This window comes from Streptomyces sp. NBC_01410 (assembly GCF_045040195.1).
Taxonomy (GTDB): domain Bacteria; phylum Actinomycetota; class Actinomycetes; order Streptomycetales; family Streptomycetaceae; genus Streptomyces.
Map to the genome: position 1 here is coordinate 88,384 of NZ_CP109530.1, position 15,705 is coordinate 104,088.

At 67.9% G+C, this 15,705-nt stretch carries 14 protein-coding genes and 2 pseudogenes; 9 read left to right on the top strand and 7 right to left on the bottom strand.

Annotation, left to right across the window (positions count from 1 at the left end; genetic code table 11):
- The first annotated feature begins 837 nt into the window (after positions 1-837).
- From OG741_RS00370 to OG741_RS00385, 4 genes are all read left to right on the top strand, one after another.
- Entirely contained in the window at positions 838-1,155 is a 318-nt protein-coding gene (locus tag OG741_RS00370) for a hypothetical protein (protein ID WP_405593904.1), read from the top strand.
- A 15-nt stretch (positions 1,156-1,170) separates the two neighbouring features.
- Complete coding sequence (locus OG741_RS00375) at positions 1,171-2,079, top strand: helix-turn-helix domain-containing protein (protein WP_405593906.1); 909 nt, start codon at positions 1,171-1,173, stop codon at positions 2,077-2,079.
- 69 nt (positions 2,080-2,148) lie between these two features.
- Complete coding sequence (locus tag OG741_RS00380; protein WP_405593908.1) at positions 2,149-3,195, top strand: hypothetical protein; 1,047 nt, start codon at positions 2,149-2,151, stop codon at positions 3,193-3,195.
- A gap of 30 nt (positions 3,196-3,225) precedes the next feature.
- Positions 3,226-3,921: a hypothetical protein gene (locus tag OG741_RS00385; RefSeq protein WP_405593910.1), complete on the top strand. Its 696-nt coding sequence runs from the start codon at positions 3,226-3,228 to the stop codon at positions 3,919-3,921.
- Between the two features lie 292 nt (positions 3,922-4,213).
- Here OG741_RS00385 and OG741_RS00390 read toward each other — a convergent pair whose 3' ends face one another.
- Positions 4,214-4,789 (bottom strand): hypothetical protein, encoded by a 576-nt coding sequence (locus OG741_RS00390; protein WP_405593912.1) that lies wholly within the window; start codon positions 4,787-4,789, stop codon positions 4,214-4,216.
- A gap of 120 nt (positions 4,790-4,909) precedes the next feature.
- Between OG741_RS00390 and OG741_RS00395 the strand changes: the two genes are divergently transcribed.
- From OG741_RS00395 to OG741_RS00410, 4 genes are all read left to right on the top strand, one after another.
- A complete protein-coding gene (locus OG741_RS00395; RefSeq protein WP_405593914.1) occupies positions 4,910-5,755 on the top strand; it encodes a hypothetical protein in 846 nt (281 codons plus the stop codon).
- 301 nt (positions 5,756-6,056) lie between these two features.
- Complete coding sequence (locus tag OG741_RS00400; RefSeq protein WP_405593916.1) at positions 6,057-6,497, top strand: hypothetical protein; 441 nt, start codon at positions 6,057-6,059, stop codon at positions 6,495-6,497.
- A 414-nt stretch (positions 6,498-6,911) separates the two neighbouring features.
- Positions 6,912-7,274, top strand: coding sequence for a hypothetical protein (locus OG741_RS00405; RefSeq protein ID WP_405593919.1), 363 nt, complete (start codon positions 6,912-6,914; stop codon positions 7,272-7,274).
- A complete protein-coding gene (locus OG741_RS00410; protein WP_405593921.1) occupies positions 7,271-9,247 on the top strand; it encodes a serine/threonine-protein kinase in 1,977 nt (658 codons plus the stop codon). The genes OG741_RS00405 and OG741_RS00410 overlap by 4 nt, the downstream gene beginning before the upstream one ends.
- Positions 9,248-9,486: 239 nt before the next feature.
- Here the strand turns inward: OG741_RS00410 and OG741_RS00415 are convergent, their stop codons facing one another.
- The 3 genes from OG741_RS00415 to OG741_RS00425 are packed head-to-tail and all read right to left on the bottom strand — an operon-like array spanning position 9,487 to position 11,755.
- On the bottom strand, positions 9,487-10,263 hold the full coding sequence (locus OG741_RS00415; RefSeq protein WP_405593923.1) for an AAA family ATPase: 777 nt from the start codon (positions 10,261-10,263) through the stop codon (positions 9,487-9,489).
- Positions 10,260-11,102: a hypothetical protein gene (locus OG741_RS00420; protein WP_405593925.1), complete on the bottom strand. Its 843-nt coding sequence runs from the start codon at positions 11,100-11,102 to the stop codon at positions 10,260-10,262. Before OG741_RS00420 ends, OG741_RS00415 begins: the two co-directional genes overlap by 4 nt.
- Positions 11,099-11,755, bottom strand: coding sequence for a hypothetical protein (locus tag OG741_RS00425; protein WP_405593927.1), 657 nt, complete (start codon positions 11,753-11,755; stop codon positions 11,099-11,101). The genes OG741_RS00420 and OG741_RS00425 overlap by 4 nt, the downstream gene beginning before the upstream one ends.
- Before the next feature lie 967 nt (positions 11,756-12,722).
- Here OG741_RS00425 and OG741_RS00430 point away from each other — a divergent pair.
- Positions 12,723-14,102: pseudogene (locus OG741_RS00430) on the top strand (hypothetical protein); the annotation flags it as partial.
- 253 nt (positions 14,103-14,355) lie between these two features.
- On the opposite strand, the pseudogene OG741_RS00435 reads toward OG741_RS00430, so the two are convergent.
- The 3 genes and pseudogenes from OG741_RS00435 to OG741_RS00445 form a co-directional block, all read right to left on the bottom strand.
- Positions 14,356-14,547, bottom strand: a pseudogene (locus OG741_RS00435) (IS5/IS1182 family transposase); the annotation flags it as partial.
- Positions 14,548-14,754: 207 nt separating this feature from the next.
- Entirely contained in the window at positions 14,755-15,192 is a 438-nt protein-coding gene (locus OG741_RS00440) for a hypothetical protein (protein WP_405593929.1), read from the bottom strand.
- Positions 15,193-15,336: 144 nt separating this feature from the next.
- Complete coding sequence (locus tag OG741_RS00445) at positions 15,337-15,666, bottom strand: hypothetical protein (protein WP_405593932.1); 330 nt, start codon at positions 15,664-15,666, stop codon at positions 15,337-15,339.
- Between the last annotated feature and the right edge of the window lie 39 nt (positions 15,667-15,705).

Genomic DNA, 15,705 nt, shown 5'->3' on the forward strand with positions numbered 1-15,705 from the left:
AGCCACCGATCAGGTCTTTGCTTCAGCCCTCTCGAACCGGCCAGAGAGTTCGGCGGTGCGGGACGAGCGAAGTACCGCTTACCGGAAGCCGGAACCCAAGGGCAGAACGGTCCCGCCCGACCGTTCGCGCACCGATCGAAGTCTCTGGCCGGGGACGTTACCGGTGCTGTAGCCGGTGAGGACTCCGGCGATCGCCCCCACGAGGCGGCCATCAGAAGGATGGTGACATGGACGAGTACGGCCCTGATGAGCCTGCATGTTGACCTCCGCCTCCCGGGAAGCCCCGCACAGTGGAGGGACCGTCCCGAGAGAGACGGGGACGACGCTCGGCGCCAGCCCCCGTGGCAGTCCGTGCGCCAACACGGGGTTCTGCCGTATGCCCTGTTTGGTTGCACCCAGAGGTCAGGGCTCTCCGGACTTCTGAAACGAAATCCGGGTTGCGTGACCCACTGTGCCCCGGAGCGGTCCAAGGCAGCAATTTCCACATGACAGAGGATGAGCCAATCCGCAACGCCCTGTGTCCGTGCGGTCATGACGTCACGGGATATCGGAGACGGCTCCCCTAGTGGGGACTACACACGGTAACTTTCTTAAGCCGAATGGTGGATTGAGCGCTGGTGAACCAAAAGGCCGATGAGGCAAGCGAAAATGCTGACAAATCAGACATGCGGGGATCTTCGGGGTTCTGAGCCGCTGGGTGACGTGCTGATCGTGCTGTGAGACTAAACATGCCCGTGCGTGCGCGCAGCGCCAAATGCCGCACACCTCACACGGGTTGCACCCAGAAACGGGGTGCGCCGGAGACCGGCGCACCCCCTCATGGAGGGCTCGATCCCCGTGGCGAAGAACAACGGCGATGTCGCCGTACCCGCCTTCGACAAGAACGCCGCCTCGACCGGTGGCACCGTTCAGGACCAGGCATCCAGCCGCCTGACTATCGCGCAGGTGCTGCCGGGCATCGTTTTCCCGGTTCTCGGCTGCATCCTCTACCTCGTTGGCAAGGTCCCCGTCGTCGACATCGTCGCTCTGCTCGGCTCGTGCGGCGCCGTCGGCGCAGTCGTGACGCTGATCGTCAGCGGCGGTCGCCGTCTGGCGAATGCGGCAGGTGTCGCGCTTGCGCAGGGCCTCGCCCATCTCACCGCCTCGCAGCAGTGAAGGAGTCGGACGATCATGGGACGTCACCAGAATCCGATCGACGCCTCCCGCCCGGCCCGTGCTCATCTGGCCACGGCGCTGCGTCGCGTGCGTGAGGAATCCGGCCTGACCTACACGGAGATGGCCGACCGCTGCACCGTGTCGGCAGCAACACTCAAGCGGGCCGCGTCCGGCACGTCCGTGCCGAAGGAGAGGACCGTGCGCGAGTACATCAAGGCGTGCACCTCGTTGCCGGGCGGCATGCCGTTGAACCTCGTGCTCACACTGCACCGAGCAGCCCGGATGGAGGAGCGCGGCATCCTCACCACCCTCAGCGCACCCGACATCCACCTCATCAGCGACGAGCGGGACCTCAGCCGCGCGCTCGAAGTCCTCTACGAGCGAGATGGTGCTCGGCCGATGCGGGACATCCAGGACCGCAGCGACAACTCGTACGCGCTGCCTATGAGCTCGCTGCGCCGGATCGTGAAGAGGCGAACGATCCCGGCCGATGAGCAGCAGCTCCTCGCGTTCGTCCATGGGTGCGGCGACCACGACCACGATCAGGCATGGAAAGAGGCCTGGGCCAAGGTCACCGGCACGGCCGCCGCGACGGCGCTCGCCCCGAGTGCCGAATGGCAGCCCAGCTTCGATCTCGACCACGCCTATGACGGGAACACCGCCAAAGCGGCCCAGCCGCAGATGGGTAAGAGGAGTCCCCTTCGGGAGCAGCTGTCCAGACTGGCGCGTGAACCAGAAACCTGGACGACAGTGATCACGGTCCTCAGCCTCTGGACCGCGCAGCAGGTCGCCAGCCGCGGCGGTCAGTCGAGGAAGACAGCCGACTTCTCGGCAGCTAAAGGCGCGAGGCGGTCAATTTCTCAGGTGCCCGTGAGGCTGATCGCCTCGGGTGTACAAGCCCGTGATGCTTATGACCTCGGATAAGAGGCGATATCCGAGGCGATATACCGGACATGACGACCCGTCGGTCCGGTGCCCGACGAACGGAGCGGCATGAGATCCAGCGGACCGGTCCGCGCGGCCGACGAGCCCGGCGCCGGTGTCGACTTCCCGCCCGTGGCGAACGGGCTCGACTACCTGGTCAGCGTCGTCGAACTTCTTGCCGTGGGCGAGGACGCGGTGAGCCCCCGCAACCTGAAGTACGCGGTGCTCCATCTCCAGGCCGCGACCGAGGTGCTGCTGAAGTACCGGCTCTACCGCGAACACTGGACCCTCGTCCTGCAGAACCTGGACCTGACCAGGATGAACAAGAACAAGAAGATGACCCGTGCGCTCTTTGACGGAGGCGACTTCGTCAGCTGCACCCCTGAGGAGACCGTGCTGCGGCTCCGCAACATCGTCGGGCTGTCCATCAGCGAGGAGGAGCAGAAACAGATCCTCTCCCTGGCCAAGTCCCGCAACGCGCTGCAGCACTACGGCCTGACCGACTCGGAGGGATCGGTCGAGGCCCGCACGGCGGAGGTGCTCGACTTCCTGATCCGCTTCCTCGACGAGGAGCTACTGCCGCGGCTGGACGAACAGGAACGCGAACGGGTCGAAGACGACGTGCAGTTCATTCGCAGCGGCCTCACCAGGATCCGAGCCTTCGTCAAGCAGCGTATGGAGCGGCTAATGGACAAGCTCGCACCGCACTGGGAGCGCACCCTGCAGTGCCCCGACTGCCGACAGTGGGCCCTGGTGGCGCGGGGCGGACCGACCCAGTGTTTCTTCTGCCCCGCGACTGCGGATCCCCAGTGGACCGCATGGAACTACGCGACTTACACCCTCCGGCTTCCGTGGCGCGACCCTCCGCGGACACACGATCTGTTCAGCCAGCCCTCCACCCCTCCGGTAGACGGGTGCCCGGATTGCGGCACGGACACCCTGGTCCAAGGCGCGATTACCTTTGCCTCGCGTGACCGCCCCACCAATTTCTGCTTCAACTGCGCCATCGCTTTTCCCGATCTCTGCGAGATCTGCAGCCGGCCGTTCCGTGCGGTGGATGAGCAGTCCATCTGCGGCAACTGCCTCTCTCTCGGATCAACGGACGCGCCTGAGTGACCGGCCCGGCAATTCGAGGAGGGTAGGACGATGACCACCGAGCTGAAGCACGTCGAGGTCGTCGACGCTGAGCTGGTCGACGACGCCCCCGCCGCGGGAGCGGTCGCGCCGCACGACCCGGCGACCGCGGCCGTGCTCACGGCCCTGGACCACGGCGCGGAGCAGCACCTCAAGGACATCCGGCTGAAGAAGACCAGGGGCGGCTACGCGCGGGACTGGGCGCTGTGGGCCGAGTTCCACGGCTGGCTCGCCGAGCGCACCAACGACCCGCTGCCGCTGACCGCCGTCACCACCGGCACCCTGGTGGGCTTCGTGGTCTGGCTGGACGAGGTCAAGAAGGCCGCGCCGAACAGCATCGACCGCCGTCTCACCGGCGTCACCGTCACCGCGCGCTCGATGGGCGCCGAGGTGCCCCATGGAGGCAACGAGGGCTGCGCGCACCGCGCTCAAGCCGCTCAAGCTCGACCCCGTGCGGCAGGCCCGCGGCCGCGGCCAGGCCGTCGCCATCACCCCGGACCAGATCCGCCGGATGAACACCGCCATTGCGGCGGTTTCCGTACCGGCCGTCGCCGTCCTCGCTCTGACCGGACACCCGGACCAGGCCACGGCCGTCGGTGTGGTAGGCGGTGCAGTGGCGACCGCCGGCGGCATCCAGATCACGGTGAACATCCGCCGGTGAACCCGCGGTTCGGAGGCGGCGCCCCGGGCTCCACAGCAAGATCGTGAACATCCCCGAGCAGTGCGCGTCGGACAAGTTGATGGCCCCGAGAGCATGTCTCGGGGCCCTCACGCTGGTCGAGGGAGCGGCGCAGCGGCAGAACGGGTACCTCGTCTTCGACGACCGAAACCGCGGCCATCTCCGCGAAGCGGCGAATGGTGAGAGTCCCCCAAGGCCCGGATCTCCCCGGAGACCGACTAACTGACGATGACTCCGTCGTTGCTGTGCAGCCGTCCCGCAAGGCGGGCGGCAAGGGTGGTGTGGCTCGGATGGCCCCGGCGGAATGTGTCTGCAGCTCGGTCACACCCAACTCGCTCGGGGGCGGGGGCGGGGTTCGATCTCGGCTGCGACGGATCGCTGCCAGGTGCCGGTGCCGTCCTGGGCCCGACAGGTGAGGTGGAGCACGATCTTCGTCTTGCGGGTGTCGAAGTCGAGGTCGACGTGGACGGTTTCGGTGCCACCGGAGGCCATGGGGCCGATGTCGATGTTCGTCTCGCGGTCGTATCCCCAGTGGCTGGCATCGTTGCGCCGGCCGCGCATGCCCTCTACGCCTTCGCCGGTCGCAGTGACCGTCCCGGTACTGAGCGCGGGGCCGCTGGCCTGCCGCAGCACGAGGACTCCGCGGGGCACATTCGCGTCCGAGATATCGGTGTGGCCGCTCTCAGTGGTGAACTCCGGTCCGCGGGCCTCGTGACGGCCGACTTCCTCGCCCTCCACCTGTCGGAGCATGAGGGCGACCTGTTCCTCGGCCGCCTTCACCTGTGCTTCGGCCGAGCGGGCGGCGCTCTTGGCGATCTGCGCCTGCCGGGCTGCGTATCCCGCCCCGACGACGCTCACGGCAACCGCCGCGATCGCGGTGATCAGTTCCCCGTCCACGTGCCCTCCCCGGCGCCGGTCCGCTGTCGCGGATCTTCGATCGGCTGCCTACCGGAGAGGGAAGGATAACGGACATTATCCTTCCGTCTATTGAGTGTTCGGCCGGTACGATGGCCCGCCATGACCAGCACTCGACGGCAGCGCTTCTCCGCTCGCCTGGGCCTCGCCAACGATGTCGACGAGGCTCCGTACACCGACGTGCCACCGCACCTGCTCAGGCCGCTTCAGCGGTGGGCCTTCGGCATGGCGAACCGGGCGGACGGCTACATCGGGCACACCGTGTGCCTGAGGTTGCGCATCGCCGTACCCGAGGATGCGAACGCCAGCTGGTGCCTCAGCCAGCTGCAGGGCATCGATTTGCTCGATGGGGTGGACGACATCCTGGACTTGCTGGCCGAGAACGACGTGCGCGGGCTGCCGGAAGTACGCCAACTCGGCGTACTGCTGGACGACGCCGGATCCGCTTACCGTGTCAGCGACGACGAAGGCGGCCTGGAGACCCGTGTCAGCGCTGAGGTCCGCGACGCGGTACGGCAAACCGTCAGTGATGCGGCGGCCGTGCCGTCGGCCGGATCGGCCGCCGATCATCTGGCCACGTCCTGGAAAGCGGCGTACGGACTGCACCCCGACCCGGTCCGCGCGTACAGCGAGGCCATCAAGGCGGTCGAGTCCGCCTCGCACGCGGTCATCCAGCCGAACCACGCCCGAGCAACGCTTGGCACGATGCTCGGCGAGATCGGCAACGCGCGGGTCAAGTTCACCACCGCCATCTCCACCCCGGCCGGGAAGGACCCGATCGCCCCGGTGGAGGCGATGATGCGCGCCCTCTGGGACGGGCAGACCTCCCGCCACGGCAAGCAGACCGGCACCGTCCCGGAGACCCTTGAAGCCGCGCGGGCTGGCGTCCACCTCGCCGCCACCCTCGTGCAGTGGTTCGCCTCCCGGGCCGTGGCCCGTACCCCGTGAGCCACCCGAGCAGCGCAATGAAGGAGGGCGACTGGGCCCCGCACTCGAAAGAGCTCGCTGGCTACCTCGAGGTCGTCGACCAGTGGGAGGACTACGCCCTGCTCGGCGTGCTGTAGGCAACCGTGACGGACGACGACCGGCCGGTGCACATCGCCGCCCCGCCTACGGGTGCCAGTACGCCGCCAAACGGCCGTCACGGCCGCCGGGCGGACACGGAGCGCGCCCATGGTGAAGGGGTGGCAGGCAACCGAGGTGGTACCACCAGGGCCGGGCGTCGGACGGATGGCACGCCCCGAGCCTCATGCGGGCGTGGATCGTCGCCCCGCTCGCCGTCCTCGGCGCCATCGGCGCGGGCTGGCTGATCTACCGCCTGGTTGTCGACCGCCTCGTAACCGACACCTCGGACGCCATTAAGACCACCCTCGCCATCCTCACCCTGGCTGGCGCCGTGCTGGCTGGCGTGTACGCCTACCGCAAGCAGCGCATCGCTGAGAGCGATGCCCACCGCGCCGACGCCAACCAGTTCGCCGACCGCTACACCACGGCGGCCGAACAACTCGGCCACGACAAGGCCGCCGTCCGCCTCGCCGGCGTCTATGCGCTTGCCCGGCTCGCGGACGACTGGGAAGAACAGCGTCAGGTGTGCATCGACGTCCTGTGCGCCTACCTGCGCATGCCCTACCAGCCGGACCCGGATGCCTCCGGATACAAGGAGGGCGAACGCGCGACCACCTCCGCCTGAAACCGGAGAACCCGATTCCTGGCAGGGTCTTGACTTCGATTTCACAGAAGCCACGTTCGACGGCGGAGACTTGTCCGGCGCGGTGTTCTGCGGCGGCACGGTCAGCTTCGATGGCGCGATGTTCTCCGACGGCAGCGTGGACTTGCGATCTGTCGCCTCGTGGGCGAAGCCGCCCCACTTCGACACTGAGGTGCTGGACAACCCGCCCCGCAGGGCTCCTTCTTCCCTCTCCAACCGTCGTTCGACCCTGACGTTCGCGGGGAGGTGCTGCTGGGCGGCGGCCGATGGCATCGACGCCGATCCCGGACGAGTTCCGCCGAGTACGCCATGAGTGCTGCGCGCCCGCCCCGAGTTGCTGAACGCCCATGACGAACCGTCGGCACTGCCCCGGCAAACCGATAGGAAGCCTGCTCAATGAGCGCCGAGCCGGAGCGCGCCATGCGGTACGCAGACGACATCACCCACGACGACGTCCTCGCGCTGGAAGCATTCATCTACGCCCAGCTCCGGCCAGTCCAGGACGCGGCCGGCGAGACCGGGGACACCTTCTGCGCGCTGCGTTCCCTTGAGATTCTGGTCTGCGGCTCTGCCGGGATCCTGCTCGCGCTCCTCAGGCAAGACGAGCGCAGCCAGGAGCAACGGCTGACCATCCTCCGTGAGTGGAACCGGCTGCGGAGCACCGCGAGCTGGTGGGACTATCGCGACGGCTACGACACCAACCGCTGGAACCGCGTGAACCACGTGGACGAGTGTGACTGGACGGAAGGCGACCTGTGAGCGCTGTCGACTCGGGCGGTCGGGTTTTGCCTGCCCGTCCCGGTGACCCGTCCAGGGTCGGTCCCTACCGGATCATCGGCCGTCTCGGTGCGGGCGGTATGGGCACTGTCCATGCCGGTCTCGATCCGGCGGGGGCGCGGGTCGCGGTCAAGGTCATCCATGCCGCTCAGGCCGAAGATCCTGAGTTCAGGGCCCGGTTCCGCCGCGAGGTACAGCTCTCCGCCCGGGTACAAGGCCCTTGCCTGATACCGCTACTGGCCGCCGACCCCGAGGCCGCCGATCCATGGCTGGCGACTGAGTACGCCCCAGGACCGACCCTGAACCAGCACCTGTCCGAACACGGTCCGCTCACGGGCGGCATGCTGTATGCCTTCGCGGCCGGTACCGCGCATGCCTTGGCCGCGATCCACCAGGCGGGCGTGGTGCACCGGGACGTGAAACCGCAGAACGTCATCCTCTCCCCCGCCGGCCCCCGCGTGCTGGACTTCGGCATCGCCCACGCCGCCGACGGCACCAGCGTGACCCGCACCGGCGTCATGACCGGCACACCGGGCTGGATCAGCCCCGAGCACTACCGCACCGGCACCGCAGGACCGGCCGGGGACGTGTTCGTCTGGGGTGCTCTTCTCGCCTACGCGGCCACCGGACGGCTCCTGTTCGGGACCGGCGCCCCCGACGTGGTCGCCTACCGCGTCATGTCCGGTGACCCGGACCTCGACGGCGTTCCGGCAGACCTGCAGGAGATCGCGAAGAAGGCCCTGGCGAAGGATCCCGAGGAGCGGATCAGCGCCATCTCCGCCGCTGAGGAGTGCTCGCTGCTCCTCGCCTCCCAGACCACACAGGTCCTCCCTGTCGATGGTGCCGGGCTGGAGCCGACCATGGTTGGCGATCTCGTCGCCGCCGCGTGGGACATGCCCACCCTGGATGACCCGTCTTGGCACGTGTCCGCCAGGCGACGCAAGGGCCGCACCGTGGCCGTGCTCATCGGCGCCGCTGCCCTGGGCGGGGCGCTCGTCGGCGGTCTCCTCTCCCAGACAGACAGCGCCCCCAAGAAGCGCAACCCGCCAGCCGCTTCCGTTTCCCGCCCCAGCCCGGCTGCGGACATGGCGAGCGGCACGCCCGGCGCCGTCCGGAGCGACGGCAAAGACGGTGCACGGAAGGCCGATTCAGGAGAAGCGTCCCTCGCGACGTGGAAGGAATCCCGGCCGGCCCGGACCCCTGCCGAGAACGACGCCCCCGGAGCGATGGGAACAGGGGCTTGGCTCGACCCTGTCGCCTACCCAGACATGGACCGCACCATCACATTCCATGAACCCAGGGGGGAGGTGTACATCGCGACAAGCGGCCAGGAACTGCCCTCGGTAGCGGTGCAGGAAGTCGCCGAGACGGTCTGCCTGGGTTTGCAGGACCTCGTCCGTTCCTACCCCCACTCCCCCTACAGCAAGTACGTAGTGGTGGACACGGCCCGCACGGGCGGGCCCGGCATCGTGTGGGAGGACAACTTCCGCACCAACACCGCCTGCACCGCGTCCATCCAGGACCACAGCTCACCCGGTGTGGGACAGGACTCCTGGTGGCAGCCGACCGAGTCCGGCCTGGAGCAGGCGCAGATCCCCAGCACGGACAACGACGAGATCCGTGTGGCCGGAGAAACGGCCAGCGGCGTCATCGCCGAGTGGCAGGGCAACTCCCGCATCCGCAACGACCCCAACTGGCTTGACCATCACAACATGTCCGTCGGTTTCGCCCCCGACGAGGCCGTGATGTACGTGTGGGCCACAAAGCCCGAATGGGACCAGACAACGCGGGGAAAGTGGGCAAAGATCGCCTCCGACGTAGCCTGCCAAGCAGTCCTCACCGAGTCCCACGCCCGCAAAGAGTGGCGCTACGCGCAGTACGCGGTCGCCGTCATCGGTGGTGAAGGAGGCAAAGACTTCCTACGCTGGGGCTCAGCCGGGAGCTGCGCAGGCTGAAATAGCGCGCCGACAAAGCCGGGGCAAATCGGCGGACAGGAATCGTCCGCACCACCTGAAACCTGGTAGTGGGCGTATCGGGGCGCAGGGCGTTCTTCGCCTACTCGTTCTCCGCAGAGCACCCGTGTGCCCAACGCGATCGGCACGTGCCACTTGGCGCCCCTCTGTCTTCGGGGCAAGTTGCACGTCCTGACCTGCGGCGGGCGGCGGCATCAAAGGGTGGATGAAGTCACGTGTCCTCAGTGCTCTCGAGGCAATCCGAAGGTGGAGAGGAGTGCCCAGTCCAGCAACGGCTCGTCGATGCGGTCCTTGCCGAACCGCTGCATGCCCTGCAGGCACTTTTTCGTAAGCTGCACCCAGCTGCGCATTCGGCCATGCGGGCCGTGTGCGTCGGCCTTGTCAATGAGGGTGCTGGGTACGTTCGCCCATGCACGGTGGTAGGCGGGCATGGCGGTGCGGACCTCGTCGGCTCTCAAAGGGTCGATCCTGTTCCAGGCGTACATCCGCGCGGCCAGTTCCCTCCGCAGCTTCTCGTAGCCGCGCTGGTCGCCGATGAACACGACGGCGGGGCGGCGGTCTCCCACGTCCCACAGGCGGCGGATCAGGTGGAGACAGTCGGTGTTCAGGTACTGCACGTCGTCGAACACCAGGACGTAGCGACGGCGAGCGAGTGCTTCGTGCAGCAACGATTCGATCGCTGAGGGCTGGTAGGGCATGGGCCCGCGCAGCGGTAGGGCGCGGAAGAGTTCTTGGCGCAGGTTGCGTGGGGTGGGGCGGGGGACGGGGAACCGAGGCCAGATCATTTGTTCGCGTGCGGTGGTGCGGAGCGTGCTGGTGGCGGAGAGTGTTTTGCCGACACCAGCGTCGCCGTGGAGGCATGTCATGCAGCGTCTTTCGACTGCGTCTGCGATCGCGGTTTGGGCGGTTCTCAGTGCCCGGGTCGACACCAGGCGGGCGTGAGCGGGCCAGTTGCGGCGGGTGTCGAACTCGCCGGGTTCGTCAAGGGCAAAGGTCATGTCAGGGATCCTTGGTGATCGGAGCGGGTTGATGGTGGTGCCGGAATCCTGGGGGCGCACGCCAGTGCGGTAGGCGGGCGCGGGTGAGCATCGTCGGGCGCGATGGTGGCGGGATTCAGCGGTGGTTCGGTCGTCGGGGAGGCGGCCAGGCCCAGGGCGAACAGCAGGTCGGGATGAGGGGCTGGCAGGCCCTCGGGGGCCAGCAGACGCCGGTTGGCCAGGCGAGGGATCTGCGCGGCCGGAACATCCACTGGTAGGCCGCGCACAGCGCGGTGTAGCAAGTCAGCTGCGGCGGTGGCCTCACCGGGGCTGAGCGCCGCGGCGGTATGGCCCGTGCTGTACAGGCTGTTGAGCTGCCGGCCAGTCAGCAGTCCGGGCAAAGCGGCCAGGTGAATGGTCGTTTCGGTGTGGATGAGGCGTTGCGGGCTATTGGCCTGGTGGAGATGGGCCTTCAGGATGGCGGCGGCTCGCTTCAGGCGCGTGGGGTCCCATTCCAGGGCGGAGGCCAGGTCGTCGGGGTGGATGCGGCCGGTTTCGATGAGGGCGGCGTGCAGTACGGCGGAGTGGGGGCCAGTTGCGGGCTGCGTTGGGGGGTTGTGAGGTGTGTCCGGCTGGCGGAGCAGGGCGTCGGGTGGCGTGTTCAGAGCATGGGCCAGAGCAATCAGCGCCGCGCTGCTGAGGGTCTGAGGCGTGAGGTGGGAGTCCCAGTCGGTGGTGGGGATGCCCGTAAGAGCGGTCAGTTCGTCGTCGGTGAGGCGGCATTCCATGGCGCGCGCCCGCAGGAAGGGCAGGTCGAACGCCAAGGGGGTCTGGAGGTTGGGCGGGTGCGGGTCGGTCACGGGCGTGCTCCGGGCGCTGGGGGCAGGACGGCCGGGGTAGCCGGGGCGGGGGTGTTGAGGTGCCAGCAGCGGGCAGCGGTGTGCCAGTCCTCTGCGGGGTGAGGGTGGAGAACGGCGGGGATGTGGAGGCTGATGTCGCGGACGAGGTGATCGAAGCGCTCGGAGGTGCCGAAGCAGTTGGCGAACAGTCCCAGGTGCTCGGCGGTGCGCGGGGTGCGGCGGCGGAACTCCAGGGCGGCGCGCAGGAGCGGGCGAGCGCGAGGCGGGATGGCGTACATGTGCCTCGGGCCGGGCGGCACGCCGACGTTGATCCGGGAGTCGCGGTCGATGGCCAGGCGGGTGGCGTGCTCATCGACGCTGGCGAGTTGGGTCAGGGACAGCAGAGACTGTGCGGTGCCGGTGAACAGCAAGGCGGCGACGGCGGCGGCGCGCAGCGGGTTGGGCAGCTGGGTGGTGATGGTATGCCCCACGCGGGGGCTGATCGGCACGGTGGTGATGCCGGGTCCGCCGCGTTCGGCGAGGTCGTCGGGCACGTCGAGCAGGAGTGCTTGGCTGAGGAATCCGGCCTGGGCGCCGCGCAGGCGGGCCAGCGTGTGCTGGGGGCTGGGGCTGAGCACGGTCAGGCGGGCCAGGAACAGGCGCAGGCCTTCCATGTCCTGCCAGGGGATGGCCTCGTCCGGATCGCTGTCTGCCGGTGGGGGTGTGTCGGGTGGTGCGGGTGCTGGCGTGTGGCGGGCCAGCCAGGTGCAGGCGGCGGCGTAGCCGGCCCGGTACTGGCCATCGGTGTGGGCGAAGTCGAGGTCGTTCTGGCGGCGCCAGCAGTCGGCGCGGAAGGCGGCAACTCCGCTGCGGGGCAGGCTGGGCAGCGGGTAGGCGTGGTCGGTGGGGGGTGGTCCGTAGCGTCGGCCGGTGACGGCCGGGCCGAGGGCACACCCGTGGACCCATGGGTTCGCGCTGCAGGACCTTCGGTTTCCTTGAACCCACGGGGATCGTGGCTCCGGAGTCCTACCTCTGACCTCAGCCGCAAAGTAGCTCGTGTTGTGGCTGTCCACGGTTCGTCAGGTCGCCCGTTGCCACGGGGCCGCCGGTTCGTTGAGCCGGTCGCCCGGGAATCCGGGAGTGGCCACGACAGCATTGCGGTGAGTCGGCCTCACCCGACAGGGCGTACTGAGGGGCGTGAGGGGGCCCAGTGGAGCTCTTCGATGTGCGGGTCGCAGGCCCAGGCTTTGATCGTCCCGGCCAACATGGTGCGGATCGAAGGACCGAGAGCAGTAGAGGGGGCCGCTGGCGAACTGTCGGAGGCAACACGGTTGTTCGTGGTGGCCGGAGATCAGCATTATCCGCGATACCTAAGAGCCGAAATAGCGTTCCATTCTGCCGTCCGCGACGCCCTGGGTATTGACCTGGATGCGAACTGACCCGTTACCCGCTCGCTCCTGGAAGGCTCCGGACGAGCCGAGATCCGACGACAGAACGCACCGCCGTCAGCCCTCTGGCCTACCTGCCCGGTCTATTGGGGTAACGCCCATGCGGGGCAGGCGAGACGGGTGCGGACCGCTGCCGTATCCGCAAGGTGCCCTCGCTGTTCGATGACGCCGGCCAGGCTCGCAACTCCGCACGGCGGTTGCATTGGTCTCGCGCGTTGAGGAGAGCGCTGTACAGCTCGTTTACGAGGGCAAGCTGACCGCCGCCGACATCGATCCCGCGGCACAGCCGCATGCCGCCCTCGCCTTGCTCGACGAGCGTGCCGGCAGCCCAGAGTGGGCGCGCCTGTTCGCGGCAGATCCGGTCTTTGAGCGCCGGGAGAAGCTGGCCGCCTGGGTCGGCCTTCCGTCCGATGTGGTGGAGACGCTCGCCGCGGACTCGGACGTACGAGTCGTCGCAGAGCTCGCATTGTGGACCACGCCGGAAGCGGCCGGCAGGCTTGCGGGGCATCCGCATGCCGAGGTCCGCCGCGCGGTGGCGGCCAACGAGGCGACGCCCCCGGCAGTACTGGCAGCGCTGATAGCCGGCGAGGGGCTGCCTACCGCGCAGCGGTGTCTGGTCTGCGACCGTGAAGAGACGCCGTTCGTGCACGATCAGCAATGCCCGCGGCTCAACTGCGATCTGCTGCCGCGTGCCTCCTGCGACGGCTCCCACGAGTCCACCATGCACGACATGCAGCAGGCGGCACTGCGGAACACGGCCACACCCACCGAAGCGGTCGTCGGTTTCGCCGACCATCCTTCGATGCTGCTGCGCCGGGCACTCGCTGCCCGCCCAGATCTGCCCTCGGAGGTGTGTGGACGGCTCGCCGCAGATCCCACTCCCGGTGTCCGAGCCGACCTAGCTGAGAATCCCGCGATCGACGACGCCCTGATCCGCGCGCTGGCCGACGACCGCGGCCACGATGTGCAGCGCAGGCTCGCGCACAACCCACACGTGCCACTCGACGTGCTCACCCACCTGGCCGGCGCTATCAAAATCGGCGCCACCCTGCTGCCGCGGATCGCCGCCGCATCTCCCGCCGAGGTTGAGGAGCTGGCCCAGTCGCCGAACCCGGCCGCGCGGATGCTCCTGGCCCAACGACGCGATCTGCCAGCCGAGATCCGCGACGCGCTGGCCACCGACCCCGACGCGAAAGTGGTCAAGTCCGTCGCTCCGAACCCGGGCCTCTCCGAAGCACAGCTGCGCGCCATGGTCGACCGGCACGGAGTCCGGGTCGTCGCCAAGGTGGCGGCCAACCCGGACGCGACTCCGGCGCTGCTCGAGGACCTGACCCGGCACCAACCATCGGTACAGAAAGCGTTCCGCGAGGTCGCCCGGCACCGCAATGCGACGGCCCCGGCGCTGCTCGCCTGCTTGGCAGACAAACAGGCGAGACCCATAGCCGCCCGCCATCCGGCACTCCCGCCGCCGGCCATCGTAGAGCTGCTCACCGACACCGACTGGCAGGTGGTGGAGGCCGCAGCCGCCAACCCGTCGCTGCCGCTTGCCGTGGTATCGGATCTGGTGCCCTAGCTGCAAGTGTCCTGCCCGCCAACTGAAACGCTCAGCCCCGCCAACTCAAGCGCTAACCCGCCAACAGAAGCGCTCAGAAGCTGTGTCACATCCTCTTTTCGCAGGTCACGATGGCATGAAGTGCTGTAGTGATCCCGTTTGCCGTTCGGTTGGGCGTCGATGGTCGCTGTTCCGAACGGCAGCGGAAGCGCGTTGGGCTTCAGGCGGCTGCGAGGGTGGGCTGCAGCGCCTCGGTCTGGCGGCGGGGGTGGGCCAGACGGCGGGACATGAGGGTACTGAAGGCCCACTGGATGTGGGCTTCGGCGTGGGACATCAGGCGTTCGTGGTCCCTCGCGTTGCGCCGGGCCCGCATCGTCCACGAGTTGCTCCGTTCCACCACCCACCTCTTCGGCAGCACGACGAAGCCCTTGGCGTCCTTGGGGCGTGGGACGACCTTGATCGTGATGCGGCGACAGGCTCATGACCGGCTTCACGGAAATCTTGGATGAGCCACGGTTCAGGTTCAAGCGACGCCGACAGGCGGAGGGTGGAGCCACGTTCATCGGGGTGAGGGCAGGCAATGCCCTGGAGAGCCGCTCACCCCGGCATGGTGAGCCACGCCAGGGTGAGTTGTGATGCGTCAGGGCATGCAGGCCCGCCGTTGAACTGGCGGTTACTTCACCGCCCAGTAGGTGCTCCCCCAGCTGTACTCGTAGTAGTTCCAGGCGCCCTTGAGGAGCTTGAACCGCGCCCATCCCGAGCGCTTGCCGTGCAGGTCTTCGGCATCGAAGGGTTCGCCCTGGCTCTTGATGCCAGTGTTGCACCCGGCTCTCTGCCAGTAGTCGCTGGCCGCCAGCACGTTGCCGCTGTCGTCGAGGAATTCGACCCTGATGCCCACACTATTGCTGTCACAGGCGGTGTCCGCGATGCGGGTGGATACATAGGTTCCGTACGTGGTGCTGGTGATGTCGAGGTGGAACTGGCCCCAGCTTTCCGTGCGGTCCCAGGACCCGTCTGCGTGAGCGGTCCCACTGACGAGCAGGATACCGGCGGCTACTGACGTGCCGAGGGCCAGGCTCCGCTGTAGGACTCGCTTGGTGGTGAAGTTCATGCGCACGTTGCACTCCATAAGATCGACGATCCAAGCTGGTGACGGCCGAGTCGGCCGACGTCGCGCTGTGGCGACGCGCGAGAGATTTCAAACTGGATTTGAATGCGCAGGTCAGCGCTACACTGCGGGTTCGATAGAGCGGGGCTAGAACAGGCGGTAGCCCTGGCCTACGCGGATGGTTCCCGAGGGACAGTAGGACGTGACGCCCCGCCGGTCGCCGTACCAGCGGACGTAGGTGCTGTTGTACCTGTACCCGTTGGAGCAGTCGACGTAGGTGCCGTAGTTCTGCGGGCCAGTTCCGTCACACCATCCCGTGAAGGAGCCGCTCGTATACGAAATCGGGTAGCAGTTGCCGTTCCAGTACAGCGGTGTGACGCTTCCGTTCGGAGCGGCCGCGGCGGTTCCTGCCGTGGCGCCGAAGCACAGCGTGGCGGTCGAGATGCCGATGGCGATTTGCTTGGTTAGGTTCCTCATTTTCCAGCTTCCTTTCGTAAGCATTCCTCGAGCGCGGAG

Bases quoted from the DNA above. Each gene is read 5' to 3' on its own strand.
- OG741_RS00375 (WP_405593906.1), top strand. From the start codon at position 1,171: ATGGGACGTCACCAGAATCCGATCGACGCCTCCCGCCCGGCCCGTGCT.
- OG741_RS00380 (WP_405593908.1), top strand. From the start codon at position 2,149: ATGAGATCCAGCGGACCGGTCCGCGCGGCCGACGAGCCCGGCGCCGGT.
- OG741_RS00385 (WP_405593910.1), top strand. From the start codon at position 3,226: ATGACCACCGAGCTGAAGCACGTCGAGGTCGTCGACGCTGAGCTGGTC.
- OG741_RS00395 (WP_405593914.1), top strand. From the start codon at position 4,910: ATGACCAGCACTCGACGGCAGCGCTTCTCCGCTCGCCTGGGCCTCGCC.
- OG741_RS00400 (WP_405593916.1), top strand. From the start codon at position 6,057: ATGCGGGCGTGGATCGTCGCCCCGCTCGCCGTCCTCGGCGCCATCGGC.
- OG741_RS00405 (WP_405593919.1), top strand. From the start codon at position 6,912: ATGAGCGCCGAGCCGGAGCGCGCCATGCGGTACGCAGACGACATCACC.
- OG741_RS00415 (WP_405593923.1), bottom strand. From the start codon at position 10,263: ATGACCTTTGCCCTTGACGAACCCGGCGAGTTCGACACCCGCCGCAAC.
- OG741_RS00425 (WP_405593927.1), bottom strand. From the start codon at position 11,755: ATGGAAGGCCTGCGCCTGTTCCTGGCCCGCCTGACCGTGCTCAGCCCC.
- OG741_RS00440 (WP_405593929.1), bottom strand. From the start codon at position 15,192: ATGAACTTCACCACCAAGCGAGTCCTACAGCGGAGCCTGGCCCTCGGC.
- OG741_RS00445 (WP_405593932.1), bottom strand. From the start codon at position 15,666: ATGAGGAACCTAACCAAGCAAATCGCCATCGGCATCTCGACCGCCACG.